Annotated in this window: 11 protein-coding genes and 1 tRNA gene; 5 read left to right on the top strand and 7 right to left on the bottom strand. The window is 69.5% G+C overall.

Annotation, left to right across the window (positions count from 1 at the left end):
* Window positions 1-3 precede the first annotated feature (3 nt).
* The 5 genes from AC4D2C_RS09970 to AC4D2C_RS09950 form a co-directional block, all read right to left on the bottom strand.
* Window positions 4-77: transfer RNA gene (locus tag AC4D2C_RS09970), tRNA-Pro, on the bottom strand.
* An 87-nt stretch (window positions 78-164) separates the two neighbouring features.
* Window positions 165-2,033 (bottom strand): ABC transporter ATP-binding protein, encoded by a 1,869-nt coding sequence (locus AC4D2C_RS09965; RefSeq protein ID WP_490914504.1) that lies wholly within the window; start codon window positions 2,031-2,033, stop codon window positions 165-167.
* Window positions 2,030-3,865, bottom strand: a complete 1,836-nt coding sequence (locus tag AC4D2C_RS09960) for an ABC transporter ATP-binding protein (protein WP_490914502.1) — start codon at window positions 3,863-3,865, stop codon at window positions 2,030-2,032. Before AC4D2C_RS09960 ends, AC4D2C_RS09965 begins: the two co-directional genes overlap by 4 nt.
* Before the next feature lie 111 nt (window positions 3,866-3,976).
* On the bottom strand, window positions 3,977-4,924 hold the full coding sequence (locus AC4D2C_RS09955) for a metallophosphoesterase (RefSeq protein ID WP_490914500.1): 948 nt from the start codon (window positions 4,922-4,924) through the stop codon (window positions 3,977-3,979).
* 1 nt (window position 4,925) lies between these two features.
* The gene (locus AC4D2C_RS09950; RefSeq protein WP_490914499.1) at window positions 4,926-7,229 is read right to left on the bottom strand and encodes a transglycosylase domain-containing protein; all 2,304 of its coding nucleotides are present in this window, start codon (window positions 7,227-7,229) and stop codon (window positions 4,926-4,928) included.
* Window positions 7,230-7,264: 35 nt separating this feature from the next.
* Between AC4D2C_RS09950 and sp36 the strand changes: the two genes are divergently transcribed.
* The 3 genes from sp36 to AC4D2C_RS09935 are packed head-to-tail and all read left to right on the top strand — an operon-like array spanning window position 7,265 to window position 8,829.
* Window positions 7,265-7,420, top strand: a complete 156-nt coding sequence (gene sp36, locus AC4D2C_RS09945; RefSeq protein WP_108724255.1) for a Sp36 family protein — start codon at window positions 7,265-7,267, stop codon at window positions 7,418-7,420.
* 2 nt (window positions 7,421-7,422) lie between these two features.
* Window positions 7,423-7,911, top strand: coding sequence for a RidA family protein (locus tag AC4D2C_RS09940; RefSeq protein WP_490914497.1), 489 nt, complete (start codon window positions 7,423-7,425; stop codon window positions 7,909-7,911).
* Between the two features lie 3 nt (window positions 7,912-7,914).
* Window positions 7,915-8,829, top strand: coding sequence for an NUDIX hydrolase (locus AC4D2C_RS09935; protein WP_490914495.1), 915 nt, complete (start codon window positions 7,915-7,917; stop codon window positions 8,827-8,829).
* Window positions 8,830-8,988: 159 nt separating this feature from the next.
* Here AC4D2C_RS09935 and AC4D2C_RS09930 read toward each other — a convergent pair whose 3' ends face one another.
* Window positions 8,989-9,666, bottom strand: coding sequence for a Crp/Fnr family transcriptional regulator (locus tag AC4D2C_RS09930; protein ID WP_104050098.1), 678 nt, complete (start codon window positions 9,664-9,666; stop codon window positions 8,989-8,991).
* Window positions 9,667-9,901: 235 nt separating this feature from the next.
* Here AC4D2C_RS09930 and AC4D2C_RS09925 point away from each other — a divergent pair, with 235 nt between their 5' ends.
* Window positions 9,902-11,101, top strand: a complete 1,200-nt coding sequence (locus AC4D2C_RS09925) for a MarP family serine protease (RefSeq protein ID WP_490914494.1) — start codon at window positions 9,902-9,904, stop codon at window positions 11,099-11,101.
* A gap of 15 nt (window positions 11,102-11,116) precedes the next feature.
* Here AC4D2C_RS09925 and AC4D2C_RS09920 read toward each other — a convergent pair whose 3' ends face one another.
* Complete coding sequence (locus tag AC4D2C_RS09920; protein WP_490914492.1) at window positions 11,117-12,121, bottom strand: DUF2332 domain-containing protein; 1,005 nt, start codon at window positions 12,119-12,121, stop codon at window positions 11,117-11,119.
* Window positions 12,122-12,331: 210 nt separating this feature from the next.
* Here AC4D2C_RS09920 and AC4D2C_RS09915 point away from each other — a divergent pair, with 210 nt between their 5' ends.
* Window positions 12,332-14,026 carry an ABC transporter substrate-binding protein gene (locus AC4D2C_RS09915; protein ID WP_490914491.1) on the top strand — a complete coding sequence of 565 codons (1,695 nt, stop codon included), beginning with the start codon at window positions 12,332-12,334 and terminating at the stop codon, window positions 14,024-14,026.
* The last annotated feature ends 4 nt before the right edge of the window (window positions 14,027-14,030 follow it).

Raw genomic sequence — 14,030 nt, 5'->3', positions numbered from 1 at the left:
AGGTCGGGGTGACAGGATTTGAACCTGCGGCCTCGTCGTCCCGAACGACGCGCGCTACCAAGCTGCGCCACACCCCGGTGCCGCACCCGGGAGGTCGAACCTCCCGAACCGCAACTGTCCAAGAATAGCGGAGGATCAGCGGCGAGGAAAACCGGCGGCCCGGCTCACACCAGGGAGTCCTTCCACGCGGCGTGCAGCGTCGCGAATCTGCCCGTGCCACCGATGAGGTCGGCGGGCGTCCCGTCCTCCACCACCCGGCCGTCGTGCACCACGAGCACGCGGTCGGCGATCGCCACGGTGGACAGCCGGTGCGCGATGATCAGCGCCGTCCGGTTGCCGAGGAGCTTCTGCAGGCCCTCCTGCACGAGCCGCTCACTCGGGATGTCGAGCGAGGACGTCGCCTCGTCCAGGATCAGCACGGCCGGGTCGGCGAGGAACGCGCGCGCGAAGCTGATGAGTTGCCGCTGCCCTGCGGAGACGCGGCCACCGCGCTTGTTCACGTCCGTGTCGAAGCCCTCGGGCAGGTCGAGGATGAACTCCTCGGCCCCGACGGCCCGCGCTGCCGCGACGATCTCCTCACGACTCGCCTCGGGCCTGCCCAGGGCGATGTTGTCCGCCACGGACCCGCTGAACAGGAAGGCCTCCTGCGTGACCATGACGACGGCGCGCCGCAGGTCCCTCGGTGCGAGATCCCTGAGGTCCACGCCGTCGAGCGTCAGCCGGCCCTCGGACACGTCGTAGAAGCGGGCGATGAGCTTGGCGAGCGTCGACTTCCCGGCGCCCGTCTGGCCCACGAGGGCGACGGTCTGCCCGGCGGGGATGGAGAGGTCCAGGGTGGGCAGCACCACGGGGCCCTCCCCGTAACGGAAGCTCACCTCGTCGAAGTCGATGGCCCCGCGGGGGTGGGGCAGCGGGACTGGATGCTTCGGCGGCCGTACGGTCGGCACCTCCTCGAGCAGCCCCGAGACCTTCTCGAGCGCCGCGGCGGCCGACTGGAACGAGTTGTAGAACATGGCCATCTGGTCGACCGGCTGGAAGAACCGCTTGCTGTAGAGGAGCAGTGCGAGGAGCGCGCCCACCTCGAGCGTGCCACCGAGGACCCTGAACCCGCCGAACAGCAGCACGACGGCCACGGTCACATTGCCGATCAGGACGAGTCCGGGCTGGAAGACGCCGTTGAGGTTGATGGAGCGGACGGTGACCGTGCGGTAGTCCTCGGCCAGCTCGTCGTACCGCTCCGCGTTGACCGCCTCCCGGCGGAACGCCTTCACGGCGCGGATGCCGGTCATCGTCTCGATGAAGTGGACGATCAGTCGGGCGGACACCACCCGGGACTCGCGGTATGCGATCTGGGAGTGCTTCTGGTACCAGCGGGCGAGGAAGAACATGGGCACGGCCGCGGCCAGGATCAGGAAGCCGGTCCGCCAGTCGAGGGCGAAGATGGTGGCGGCCGTGAAGAGCATGAAGATGGCCCCGGAGGCGAGGGAGCTGACGCCCGAGTCCAGGAGCTCCCGCAGCGCCTCGAGGTCGGAGGTCTGCCGCGAGATGATGCGCCCGGAGGTGTACTTCTCGTGGAACTCGAGGCTCAGCCGCTGCGTGTGGCGGAAGACCCGCAGCCGTAGGTCCAGCAGCATGGCCTGGCTGAGCTGTGCCGTCGCGCGGACGTAACCCGCCGTCAGGACCGAGGCGAGGACCGCGGCCAGGAGGTACGTACCACCGGCGGTCCACAGCAGGAGGGGATCACCTGCGATCAGGGCGGGCAGGGCGCGGTCGATGCCGAAGGCGATGATGGCCGGGCCGGCCACGCGGGCCGCCTGCGAGACGACCACCAGCAGGACCGTCCAGACGAACTGCCGGCGGTTGGGCCGGATGAGGGAACCGAGGAGCGTGAAGGACCGCGCGCGGACGGACCTGCTCCGGGCCCGGTCGAGGAGGACGTCGTCCTCGTTGAGGACACCGGCCGACGTGGTGTCGTCTGTGCCCCTGCCCTTGCGCCTGGGCGCATCGTCGGGCGTCGCGGTGGTGCGGCTCATGCCAGCGCCTCCTCGTCGTCGTGCGCGGGTTGGTGCGCGGGCTGCGCGGTGCGTCCCAGCTGGGCGATCTCCTCGTCGTCGAGGCTCGCGATGACGTACCGGTAGTGGTCGTTGCGGGCGAGCAGCTCGGAGTGCGTGCCGACGTCGGTGATCCGCCCGTCCTGCAGCAGGGCCACGCGGTCCGCCAGGGCCACGGTGGAGGGCCGGTGGGCCACGATGAGCGTGGTCGTCGTGCTGAGCATCGCACGAAGGGCTTCCGAGACGCGTTCCTCGGTGGCGACGTCGAGCGCCGAGAGCGGATCGTCGAGGACCAGGACCGTCGGTCGCGCGGCGATCGCGCGTGCCAGGGCGATGCGCTGGCGCTGGCCGCCGGAAAGGCTGAGACCCTCCTCGCCGATGAGCGTGTCCAGTCCCTCGGGCAGGTCGTAGGCGAACTGCGCCTGCGCCACCTCGAGGGCCTCGGAGAGGACCCGGTCGCCCTCCGCGCCCGTGGCGTCGGAGCCCATGAGCACGTTGTCGCGGACGGAGCTGGAGAACAGCGTGGTGTCCTCGAACGCCACGGCCACGAGCGTGCGCAGCTCCCCGAGGGTGAGCTCGCGCAGGTCCACGCCGTCGATGCTGATGCTGCCGCCGGTGACGTCGTAGAGGCGTGGCACGAGCTGGAGGAGGGTGCTCTTGCCGCAGCCCGTCACGCCCACGAGCGCCATGGTCTCTCCGGCGCGCAGGGTCAGGTCGATCCCGTCCAGGACGTCGCCGGCGTCCTCCGGGGCGTCCGGGTAGCGGAAGTGCACGGCGTCGAACACCACGGCGCCGCGCGGTTCCCCGAGGTGGACCGGGACGGCCGGGTCGGTGATGGTGTTCTCGGACTCCATGACCTCGTAGTGGCGGTCGATGGCCGTCTTCGCCGTGAACGTCATGGCGAGCAGCGGACCGATGAACTCGACCGGTCCGGCGACGGCCGCGGCCGTGGCGAAGAACGCCACGAGCGCGCCGATGCTGACGTCGCCGCTCGCGGCGAGCATGATGCCGACGACGAGGGACGCGCCGAGGGCGAGCTCGGGCAGCAGGGTCACGATCATGGAGAAGTTCGCGAGGGACCTCGCCTTGAAGATCTCCGTCTGCCGGAGCTCCTCGGCCTGCTCCTCGAAGTCCTCCAGCGCCTCGCGGCTCCGCCCGAACGCCTTGAGCACACGGATGCCGTGCACCGACTCCTCGACCGTCGTCGCGAGGTCGCCGGCCTGGTCCTGGCTCTTGCGGGAGACACGGCTGTAGGAGGCGCGGAAGTAGTAGCCGTAGATGATCAGCGGCACGGCGGCCGCGAGGAAGATCAGGGCCAGCACCCAGCTCATGAAGAACATGATCACGACGCCGATCACCACCGTCAGCGAGGTGACCACCAGCATGATGAGGCCGAAGGCCATCCAGCGGCGCATGAGGTTGAGGTCGCTCATGGCGCGGGAGAGGAGCTGGCCGCTGCCCCAGCGGTCGTGGAACTCGACCGTCAGATTCTGCAGGTGGCGGTAGAAGGACGTGCGCATGTTCGTCTCCACCGTCGTCGCCGGGGTGATGACGAACTGGCGCCGCAGCGCCACGAAGGTGGCCTCGAGGACCCCGAGGAGCAGCACGACGCCGGAGGCGATCCACACCGTGCGGGCGGACCCGCCTTCGGCCAGTGCGTCGTTGACCAGCACGCGGAGCACCTGGGGGATGGCGAGGGCCATCACGCTCGCACCGAGGGCGCACAGCAGCCCGAGGACGAGCCTCGGGATGATGGGCCGGACGTGCGGATAGAGCCGGCCGAGCGATTCCCACAGGGTGTTCTGGTTCTTCATGCCATCTCTTCGGTCATCGATGGTGATTGGTGTCCCTCAGCAACCATCCTAGGTCAGGAGGACTGTAACGCCGATCACGTTACGGGAACCCGAAGAAGCAGGAAGGAGTGGCTAGCGCGGGCTCCGGGGAGTAAGGGTCAGGAGGACCGCCTCCGGCCGACAGGCGAAGCGGATCGGCGCGAAACGCGACGTCCCGATGCCCGCCGAGACGTTGAGGGGAACGGAGCGGCCGTTCTGCTCCCACTGCGTGAGCCCCCGGGCGCGCCAGGTGGGCAGGTCGCAGTTGCTGACCAGGGCTCCGAAGCCCGGCACGCAGACCTGGCCGCCGTGCGTGTGGCCGGCGAGGATCAGGTCCGCCCCGCCGTCGGTGAAGTAGTCCAGCACGCGCTGGTAGGGCGCATGGGCGACGGCGACGCGGATGTGGGGTGCCTCCGCCGAGGTGCTGCTGCCCGAGGGGTAGGGCGCGTACCGGTCGCGGTCGAGGTGCGGATCGTCGACACCCGTGAAGTCGATGCGGAGGCCGCGGAAGCCGATGGACTGCGACCTGTTCGTCAGGTCCACCCACCCGCCGGCACCGAAGGCGCTGAACATGTCGGCCCACGGCAGATCCTGCGGCGCCGACTCCTTGGGAGCGATCGACGGGCCGGCGAAGTAGCGCAGCGGATTCTTGAACATCGGGGCGTAGTAGTCGTTGGACCCGGGCACGAAGACGCCGGGCACCTTCAGGAGCGGCTCCAGCGCTTCGAGGAGCGGTCCCACGGCCTTCCTGTGGCTCAGGTTGTCACCCGTGTTGACCACGAGATCGGGGTTCAGGCCGGCAAGGCTGTGCAGCCAGTCCGCCTTCGACTTCTGCCCGGGCACCATGTGGATGTCGGAGAGGTGCAGCACCCGCAGGGGGGAGGTGCCCTGCGGAAGGATCGGGAGGGTCTCCTCCCGCACCTGGTACAGCGTGCGCTCCACCGTCGAAGCGTAGGCGAGGGTCGCGGCCGCAGTGGTCAGGGCCAGCCCTGCCGCCCAGCCGAGCGGTGCTCCGCTCCGGGATGTGGAATTCGATTTCACGCTAGCCGTTGCCTCCGTTGTCGCCGTCGGTACCGGAGTTGCCGCCGGCGCTACCTCCAGTGGTACCACCCGTCGCGGTGCCGGTGCCAGTGTCGCCGGTGCCGTTGCCCGGGAAGGAGGGGCGCGCGGGGTTGGTCGGCGTGGTGCCGCGCTGGGTGCCGTTGATCATGGCTGCCGGCGGGTTCGCGAAGGGCTTGCCCACGTACAGGCCGGGGATCTGCTGCATGAAGCGTGCCCAGGAGGGGCCGGCGATCAGCGAACCATCGATCTCGGGGTAGGTGCGGCCACCGATCTGCAGGCCGCTCAGGGAGGTGTTGCCCTCCTTCCAGTTGCCGATCCAGCTCGCCGTCGCCATGCCCGAGTTGTAGCCCATGAACCAGGTCTGCGACCGCTGGTCGTTGGTGCCGGTCTTGCCGGCCATCGGGATGTCCCCGAACTCGAGGAGCTGACCCGAACCGTCCTTGATGACTTCCTGCGTCGCGTAGTTCGTGCCCCGGGCGGTCTCCTTCGAGATGGTCTGCCTGCAGTTCACGGGAGCCACTGGGTAGCTGGTGCCGTCCGCGGCGGTCACCTCGGTGATGGCGCGGGGCTGGCAGACGTTGCCCTCCGCCGCGAAGCCCGCGAAGGCCGTCGCCATGGACAGCGGGGCGACGTCCTGGACGCCGCCGATGAGGCCCGGCGCGAGGACGTCGAGCTTCTCCGCGGAACCGTCGGCGCTCTTGCCGTTGTGCACGCCCATGTCGTGGGCGATGTCGAAGATCTTGCACATGTCCAGCTGGCGCGCGGTCTCCATGGTGATGGTGTTGTAGGACTGGGCCAGCCCGCGCAGCACGGTGTAGGTGCCGTAGTTCGTGTCGCCGTAGTTCTGGGGGGTGTAGCCCTTCCCGTCGTCGCTCAGTACCGTGTACGAGCCGCCGGGGAGGCAGCTCGCGGGCCACTTGTCACCCTCGGGGTAGGTGCGCTTGCGGCCGTCGATCGCGGTGTTCAGGGAACGCCCCGAGTCGACCCACGCGGCCACGGTGAAGGGCTTGAACGTCGACCCGGGCTGGAATCCGCCCACGCCGCCGAGGCTCCTGGCGGGATCGCCGTCCTGGTACTGGTCCACGTTGAAGTTGAGCACCGAGTCGCCGGCGGCCTCGCCGGGCATGTACCGGGTGTTCTGGGCCATGGAGAGGATGTTGCCGGTCCCGGGCTCGAGGCTGGACATGGAGTGACCGACGGCACCGTCCGTGGTGTCGGGGTTCGCGGTCTCGTTGACCGCGGTCTGGGCTGCGGCCTGGACACGGGAGTCGAGGGTCGTCTTGATGGTCAGGCCGGACCGGTACAGGACCTTCTTGCGTTCCTCCGGCGTCTCGCCGTAGGCGGGATCGTTGAGGACGAGGTGCGTGACGTAGTCGCAGAAGTACGGTGCCTGCGCGGCGCCGACGCAGCCGCTCAGGGTCGGCGTGATGGTGAGACCGAGATCGGTCGCGACGGCGGCGTCGTGCTCCGCCTCGGTGATCTTGCCGCGCGTCAGCATCGCTCCGAGGACGAGGTTGCGTCGCTGGAGGGCTCCCTCGGGGTTGGTCTCGGGGCTGTAGGCGCTCGGGCCGTTGACCAGGCCGGCCAGGAGCGCGCTCTGCGGCAGGTTGAGATCCTTGGCCTCGGTGTTGAAGAAGTACTTCGACGCGGCCTGGACTCCGTAGGTGGTGCCGCTGAAGGGCACGATGTTGAGGTATCCCTCGAGGATCTCGTCCTTCGACATCTCCTTCTCGACGGCGATGGCGAGCTTCATCTCCCGCAGCTTGTCGCCGACCGACTTGCCGCCGCCGCTCAGCGTGACGGTCCCGCCGTTCTGGCGGGCGGCATCGATCAGGACGTTGTTCACGAACTGCTGCGTGATGGTGGAGGCGCCACGGCTCGTGCCGCTGGAGACGTTGCTGGCGATCGCACCGAGAATGCCCTCGAGGTCCACACCGCCGTGCTCGTAGTAGCGGTAGTCCTCGATCGCGATCAGGGCGTCCTGCATCGTCGTGGACACCTGGTCGAGCGTCACCGGCTGGCGGTTCTCCTCGTACAGGGTCGCGATGAGGGATCCGTCCGACGCCTGGATGGTGGTCGGCTGGGCGAGCGCCTCACGTTCCATCTCGGCGGGCAGCTGCTCGAAGAACTGCAGCGAGGCCGAAGCTCCCGTGCCGGCGGCGGCGGCCACGGGCACGAGGAGGCCTGCGGCGAGCACACCCGCAAGACCGCTGATTCCGAGGAACGCGATGATCTTGCCGAGGGTGGTTGCCGTGTCGAAGAGGGGTGATTTACGCGCAGCCATTATTCCAGTTTACAAGCACGCGCTAGGCTTTCCCCATGACGAAATGGGAGTACTCTACGATTCCGCTCATCATCCATGCAACGAAGCAGATCCTCGACCAGTGGGGCGAGGACGGGTGGGAGCTCGTACAGGTGGTCCCCGGACCCGACGGCAACGGCCTGGTCGCGTACCTGAAGAGGGAGAAGAGCTAGCAGTGCCTGCTGGAAATACGGCGGTTTCCGCCGTCGAGGCGCGCCTCGCGGACCTCGGCATCACCCTTCCCGACGTGGCTCCGCCCGTCGCGGCATATGTTCCCGCCGTCATCAGCGGCAACCACGTGTACACCTCGGGCCAGCTCCCGTTTATTGAGGGCAAACTCACAGCTTCGGGCAAGGTCGGCGCCGACGGCGGTGTCGACGCCGCGACGGCGCAGTCCCTCGCCGCCACCTGCGCCGTGAACGCGCTGGCGGCGATCAAGAGCCAGATCGGTGACCTCGACCGCGTCACGCGGATCGTGAAGGTCGTCGGCTTCGTCGCGTCCGATCCCTCGTTCACCGGCCAGCCCGGCGTCGTCAACGGCGCCTCCGACCTGCTCGGCGCCGCCTTCGGAGAGGCCGGCGTCCATGCGCGTTCCGCCGTCGGCGTGGCCGTCCTCCCCCTCGACTCGCCCGTCGAGGTCGAGGTCATCGCGGAGTTCGTCTAGACCGTGGACCGGCTCAGCACCCGACTCTTCCCCGTCGCGCCGGACCAGCGCACGGCGGCGCAGAGCTGGATCGACCACGGGGAGCGCACACCCCTGAAGGCCCGGCCGGCGTCGTCGGTGGTCCTCCTGCGCGACAGCGCGATCGGCACGGAGACCTACCTCTCCTACCGGCGGGGCAACTCGCCGCTCGGTGTGCTCGGGTTCCCCGGCGGGAGCATCGAGGAGTCCGACGACGACGACCTGCGCTGGTTCGGTCCCACGCCGGCGATGTGGGCGAAGGCCCTCGGCGTCGAGGACCACCGCGTTGCCCGCCGGCACGTGCTGTGCGCCATCCGCGAACTGTTCGAGGAGACCGGGGTGCTGCTCGCCGGCCCCGACGCGTCCTCGCTGGTGGAGGGCACGCAGGCCAAGGAGTGGATGAAGGCGCGCGAGGCGATCAACGAGGGCGAGTGCCGCTTCACGGACATCCTCGACCGTCGTGGGCTCGGCGTCCGGACCGACCTCATCAAGCCGCTCTCGCACTGGTTGACGCCCGACTTCGCGCACCGCCGTTTCGACACGCACTACTTCGCGGCCGCGCAGCCCGTGAACCAGGAGCCGAGAATCCTTGCGAGCAAGGGCGTCTGGGGGCAGTGGCGCTGGGCAGCCCAGGAGATCGCGGACCGCGACACCACGAGGCTCGGCGACCAGGTGGGCCAGCCCAACACGGTGGGCCGCACCCTGAGCGAGCTGGCCGTGCCCGCCGTCGAGATCATCCTCGAGAAGATTGGCTCCTCCCGCGGGTGCATCGCCTACCTGTCGCACAAGCGCCCGGTGAAGCTGTACCACCCGCAGCTCGCGGAGCACGACGGCGACCTCGTGCTGCAGGTCGAATGCCCGAAGCTCACCGAGGGCGGGTCGATGCAGCGGGGGCGCTGACGCCGTCGTCCCGCTTCCGGAGCGGCCCGCCTTCGGATCGACAGCCCGATGGCCGTGGTGGGTCGAGACGTCGCGCACCCACCGATGGCTGCGCACCCGGAATGACGGAAGGCACCCGCCGCAGGGCGGGTGCCTTCCGTCAAGCGGGGCGGGGCAGGGTCAGCGGCTGCGCTGGCGCAGGCGCTGAATGTCGAGGATGACGACGGCGCGCGCCTCGAGGCGGAGCCAGCCGCGCTGCACGAACTCGGCGAGCGCCTTGTTGACGGTTTCGCGGGATGCCCCGACGAGCTGGGCCAGTTCCTCCTGCGTCAGTTCGTGCGCCACGAGGATGCCGTCCGTCGCGGGGCGGCCGAAGCGGTCGGCGAGGTCGAGCAGGGCCTTCGCCACGCGCCCCGGGACGTCGGAGAACACGAGGTCCGCGAGGGACTCGTTGGTGCGGCGGAGGCGGCGGGCGAGCGCCTGCAGGAGCTGGGCCGACACCTCGGGGCGCGTCTCGAGCAGCGTCCGCAGGTCCTCGTTCTTCAGGCCCGCGAGGCGCGTCTCGGACACGGCGGTCGCCGTCGCGGTGCGCGGGCTGGGATCGAACAGCGCCATCTCGCCGAACAGCTCGCCGGGGCCGAGGATCGCGAGCAGGTTCTCGCGCCCGTCCTGCGCGGTGCGCCCGAGCTTGATCTTGCCGGAGACGATGAAGTACAGCTGGTCGCCCTGGTCGCCCTCACGGAAGACCGACGAACCACGGGGGAGGTCGACCTCGATCAGCTCGTCCGTGAGCGCCGCGAAGACGTCGTCTCCCAGTGATGCGAAGAGGGGCGCTCGGCGCAGTACCTCGATGTCCATGAAATCTCCTGATGAATTGCGTCGTTCCGCGGCGGTCCCCGCTGTCTTCTGCTGACCATCTTGCCGTACCGGAGCGCCTGTGACGACTGATACACGTCCCGAGGCCCGGTCTTCCGGGCTCCTCGGGGCCTGTCCACACCCGCTGCCATGCTTCTTCCCATGCTGCGCGGCTAGAATCTCTCGCAGTGTCCGGAGGTGCGCGATCCTCCCGCCGTCCAGAGCCAGGAGAACGTACGTGCCCGAATTCAGCCTCGCGGAGTTCACGCTCCTCGACGTCGTGCTGGTGGTGGTCCTCCTTGCCTATCTCGTGGCCGGGATCCGCAACGGTTTCCTGGTGACCCTCGGCGGCATCGCCGGGTTCGTCGGCGGGGCGGTCGCGGCGTTCTTCGCGATCCCGCTCGTCAGCGCCTGGGTGCCCGACAACCCGTGGCGCCTCATCGCGGTCATCGGCACGGTCGTGGTGCTGATCATCGTCGGCCAGGCCGTCGGGTCGGCGCTCGGCGCCTCCATCCGGCGCTGGTCGGACTTCCCGCCCCTGCGCATCGTGGACCGTCTCCTCGGCGGCGTCGTCAACGTCGTCGTCGCCGCCCTCGTGCTGTCGATGCTCGCGTTCAGCGTCGGCACCCTGGGCGTGCCCTTCCTCTCACAGCCGCTGGCGGCCTCGCGGGTGATCCAGGGGATCGACACGGCCACCCCGGGCCCGGTGCGCACCTGGATGGCGCAGCTGCGCACCATCGCGGTCGACGACGGGATCCCGACCATCCTCGAGAGCGTGGGGCCCGCGACGCCGGCGGTGGTACCCGACGCGTCGGTGGACACCCCCGAGCTCGGCGCGGCGGCCGCCTCGGTGGTCCGCATCACCGGCACGGCGTTCCAGTGCGGCCAGAACCAGACGGGGTCGGGATTTGTCGTCGCGCCGGGCCGGGTGATCACGAACGCGCACGTCGTCGCCGGGGTGGACGAGCCCGTGGTCGAGGTCCCCGGGGGCGGTGCGCTGCCGGGCCGCGTGGTGCAGCTCGATACGGCCCGCGACATCGCGGTGATCGCCGTCGACGAGCTGGCCGCCGCACCGCTTCCGCTCGGCGGCGAACTCGAGCAGGGGACGACGGCGGCGTTCGCCGGCTACCCCGCGGGCGGTCCGTACCGGATCCAGCCCGCGAGCATCCAGGGACTCTCGCCCGTCCTGGTCAACAACATCTACGGCGCCGACCCGCAGCCGCTCCAGGTCTACAGCCTCGCCGCGAACGTGCAGCAGGGGAACTCCGGCGGGCCGCTGCTCGACCTGCAGGGCCGCGTGACGGGCATGGTCTTCGCGAAGTCGACGGCGGACGCACCGGTGGGCTACGCGCTGTCCCTCGAGGAGTTGCGGCCCATCGCCGAGAGCGCTCCGCAGCTTGCCGACGCCGTCTCGGCGGGACAGTGCACGCGTGGCTAGGCGGCGGAGGTTCCGCTAGAGCCATTCGATGGACTGGCCGTGCGGCCCGGTGCGCGCCACCGACCGTCCGTTGTGCTGCAGCACGAACCTCCCGTCCTGCTCGCCCGGCACCTTCTCCATCGCACCGGGTACGCCGTCGAGGACTCCGTGGCCCTCGTGGGAGAGCCAGTGCACGGGGCGGTCCCGGTCGGCCGTGAGCCCCGTCATGGTGTCGCGGAACCTGCGCCGGCCGGCGGCGTCCAGGTAGGCGAGGACCGCACTGTGGAACACGACGACGACGGCGTCGTCCGGCGCGCGCCGGACGAGCGGGGCGATCTGCTCGTTCAGGTCGCCGCGGACGAGCAGCGGGGGATCCTGCCGGACGACGCCGAGCGCGGCCCGCAGTCGCTCCGCGCGGAACACGTGCCCGGGCCAGACGAGCGCCTCGAGCCAGCGGACGTCGTCGTCGTCGCGGGCGTCGAGCGGGTTCAGGTCGATGCCCGCGCGCCAGGCAACGGTGGGCAGCGTCGAGGGCAGGGGCACGTCCCCAGCCACGGAGCAGGCGAGCGGAGGGACGGGTGAACCGCCGTCGGGCTCGAGGAACGGGCCGGGCGAGTAGGAATACGCGTACCGGTCCGGGTAGAGGCAGGCACCCGCCGACGCCCCGACCTCGATCAGGGCCAGCGGCCGTCCCTCCTCCGCGCTGATCGCCGCGAGGCTCGGCAGCAGGACGGCGCAGCGTCCGGCCTCGTTGGTCTGGGTGGTCCGGGTCTCCATGACGGAGCGGATATCCGCCCAGCGCTCGACGACGAACTCCCGGAAGACGCTGTAGCCCTCCAGGGGGACCCCCACGAAGCGCACCGCCCCGAGGAAGAGCACGGGCTGCCTGCGTGCCGGGGGGAGGGTGTCGAGGAGGGCGAGGATCTCGTCGTCCTCGCTGACGCCCATGCACCACTCGTCGTACAGGGGCGAGTAGCCGCGGGCATCGACCTCCGCGAAGCGCCGGTAGCGTACCGATGTTGCCGTTTCCGTCCCGCTCATGGGTCCTCCGGTTTCGCAGCGGTTTCCGGGGCGTTACCGGCGTCGGCCGTAGCGCCCGCGATGCCAAATCGTAACCACTGATGCCGCCAAAATACTGCTGGCGGGCTGCCCGGAAGTTAGGCTCGTCACACGGATCAGCGCATTCGCCGTCGTGGTCCCCATGGCTACCGGTCCATCCGGTAGGAAACACTCGTCCACCAGGAGTACTACATGTCCAACCCAGGCACATCCGTGCACGGCGCAGGTTTCGCGAGGAAACGCGCGGCGCTCACAGCAGGATTCTCCATCGCAGCGCTCCTCCTCACCGGCTGCGTGCAGAGCCAGCGCGAGGAGAGCACCGGGGCGGAGGGCGACGCCGCCGTCGACTCCACCTTCGTCTTCGCCGCTTCCTCCGACCCGAAGTCGCTGGACCCCGCGTTCGCCAGCGACGGTGAGTCCTTCCGGGTCAGCCGCCAGGTCTTCGAGGGGCTCGTGGGCGTGGAGCCCGGCACCGCCGACCCCGCCCCGCTGCTCGCCGAGTCCTGGGAGACCGCCGAGGACGGCCTGTCCACCGTCTTCCAGCTCAAGGAGGGTGTCACCTTCCACGACGGCACGCCGTTCGACGCGGAAGCCGTCTGCTTCAACTTCGACCGCTGGTACAACTGGACGGGCATCCAGCAGGCCGAGACGACCTCCTACTACTACGGCTCCCTGTTCCGCGGCTTCGCCGACAGTCCCGACAAGGCCGTCTACGAGTCCTGCGAGGCCAATGGCGACAACGAAGTCACCATCAACCTCGCCAAGCCGTTCGCCGGGTTCATCGCCGCGCTGTCGCTGCCCGCCTTCGCCATGCAGAGCCCCACCGCACTCGAGGAGTTCGCGGCCGACGAGATCGGCGGCACCGCCGAAGCCCCCTCGCTCAGCGAGTACGCGCTCGGCCACCCCGTCGGCACCGGCCCGTTCAAGTTCGACGCCTGGAACGTCGGCCAGCAGCTCGAACTGTCCATCTACGACGACTACTGGGGCGACAAGGGCCAGATCACCAAGACGATCTTCCGCATCATCGACGATCCGCAGGCACGCCGCCAGGCCCTCGAGGCGGGCGACATCGACGGCTACGACCTCGTGGCACCCGCGGACACCCAGTCGCTGAAGGACGCCGGCTACAACATCACGCCGCGCGACCCGTTCACCATCCTCTACCTGGGCATGAACCAGGCCATCCCCGAACTCAAGGACCCGAAGGTCCGCGAAGCCATCGCCCACGCGATCGACAAGGACGCCCTCGTGGCCCAGACCCTGCCCGAGGGCACGGAGGTCGCCACGCAGTTCATCCCCGAGGTCGTCGACGGCTACAACGAGGACGTCACCACCTACGACTACGACCCCGAGCGTGCGAAGGAACTGCTCGCCGAGGCGGGCTACCCCGACGGCTTCGAGGTCACGTTCAACTACCCGACGAACGTCTCCCGCCCGTACATGCCGACGCCAGAGCAGGTCTTCACCAACCTGCAGGCGCAGCTCGACGAGGTGGGCATCACGGTGACGCCGGCCCCCGCCGCCTGGTCGCCCGACTACCTGAACCAGGTCCAGGGCACCCCGGACCACGGCCTGCACCTGCTCGGCTGGACCGGCGACTACAACGACACCGACAACTTCATCGGCGTGTTCTTCGGCCAGGAGAAGCTGGAATTCGGCTTCGACAACCCCGAGCTGTTCGCGGCCCTCGACGAGGCCCGCGGGATCAGCGACCGCGAGCAGCAGACGGAGCTCTACAAGGAGATCAACGAGCAGATCGCCGAGTTCAACCCGGCCATCCCGCTCGCCCACCCCGCTCCGTCGCTGGCATTCGCGCCCCGCGTCACCTCCTACCCGGCGAGCCCCGTCAACGACGAGGTCTTCACCGACATCGAGCTGAGCGAGTAGCAGC

The sequence above is a fragment of the Arthrobacter sp. TJ-240 genome (assembly GCF_058269195.1).
Note: the sequence above shows the minus strand (reverse complement) of the source record. Positions and strands in the feature narration are given on the sequence as shown.

Excerpts from the sequence above, each read along its gene's own strand:
- AC4D2C_RS09960 (WP_490914502.1), bottom strand. The coding sequence starts at position 3,865 with ATGAAGAACCAGAACACCCTGTGGGAATCGCTCGGCCGGCTCTATCCG.
- sp36 (WP_108724255.1), top strand. The coding sequence starts at position 7,265 with ATGACGAAATGGGAGTACTCTACGATTCCGCTCATCATCCATGCAACG.
- AC4D2C_RS09930 (WP_104050098.1), bottom strand. The coding sequence starts at position 9,666 with ATGGACATCGAGGTACTGCGCCGAGCGCCCCTCTTCGCATCACTGGGA.
- AC4D2C_RS09950 (WP_490914499.1), bottom strand. The coding sequence starts at position 7,229 with ATGGCTGCGCGTAAATCACCCCTCTTCGACACGGCAACCACCCTCGGC.
- AC4D2C_RS09965 (WP_490914504.1), bottom strand. The coding sequence starts at position 2,033 with ATGAGCCGCACCACCGCGACGCCCGACGATGCGCCCAGGCGCAAGGGC.
- AC4D2C_RS09915 (WP_490914491.1), top strand. The coding sequence starts at position 12,332 with ATGTCCAACCCAGGCACATCCGTGCACGGCGCAGGTTTCGCGAGGAAA.
- AC4D2C_RS09920 (WP_490914492.1), bottom strand. The coding sequence starts at position 12,121 with ATGAGCGGGACGGAAACGGCAACATCGGTACGCTACCGGCGCTTCGCG.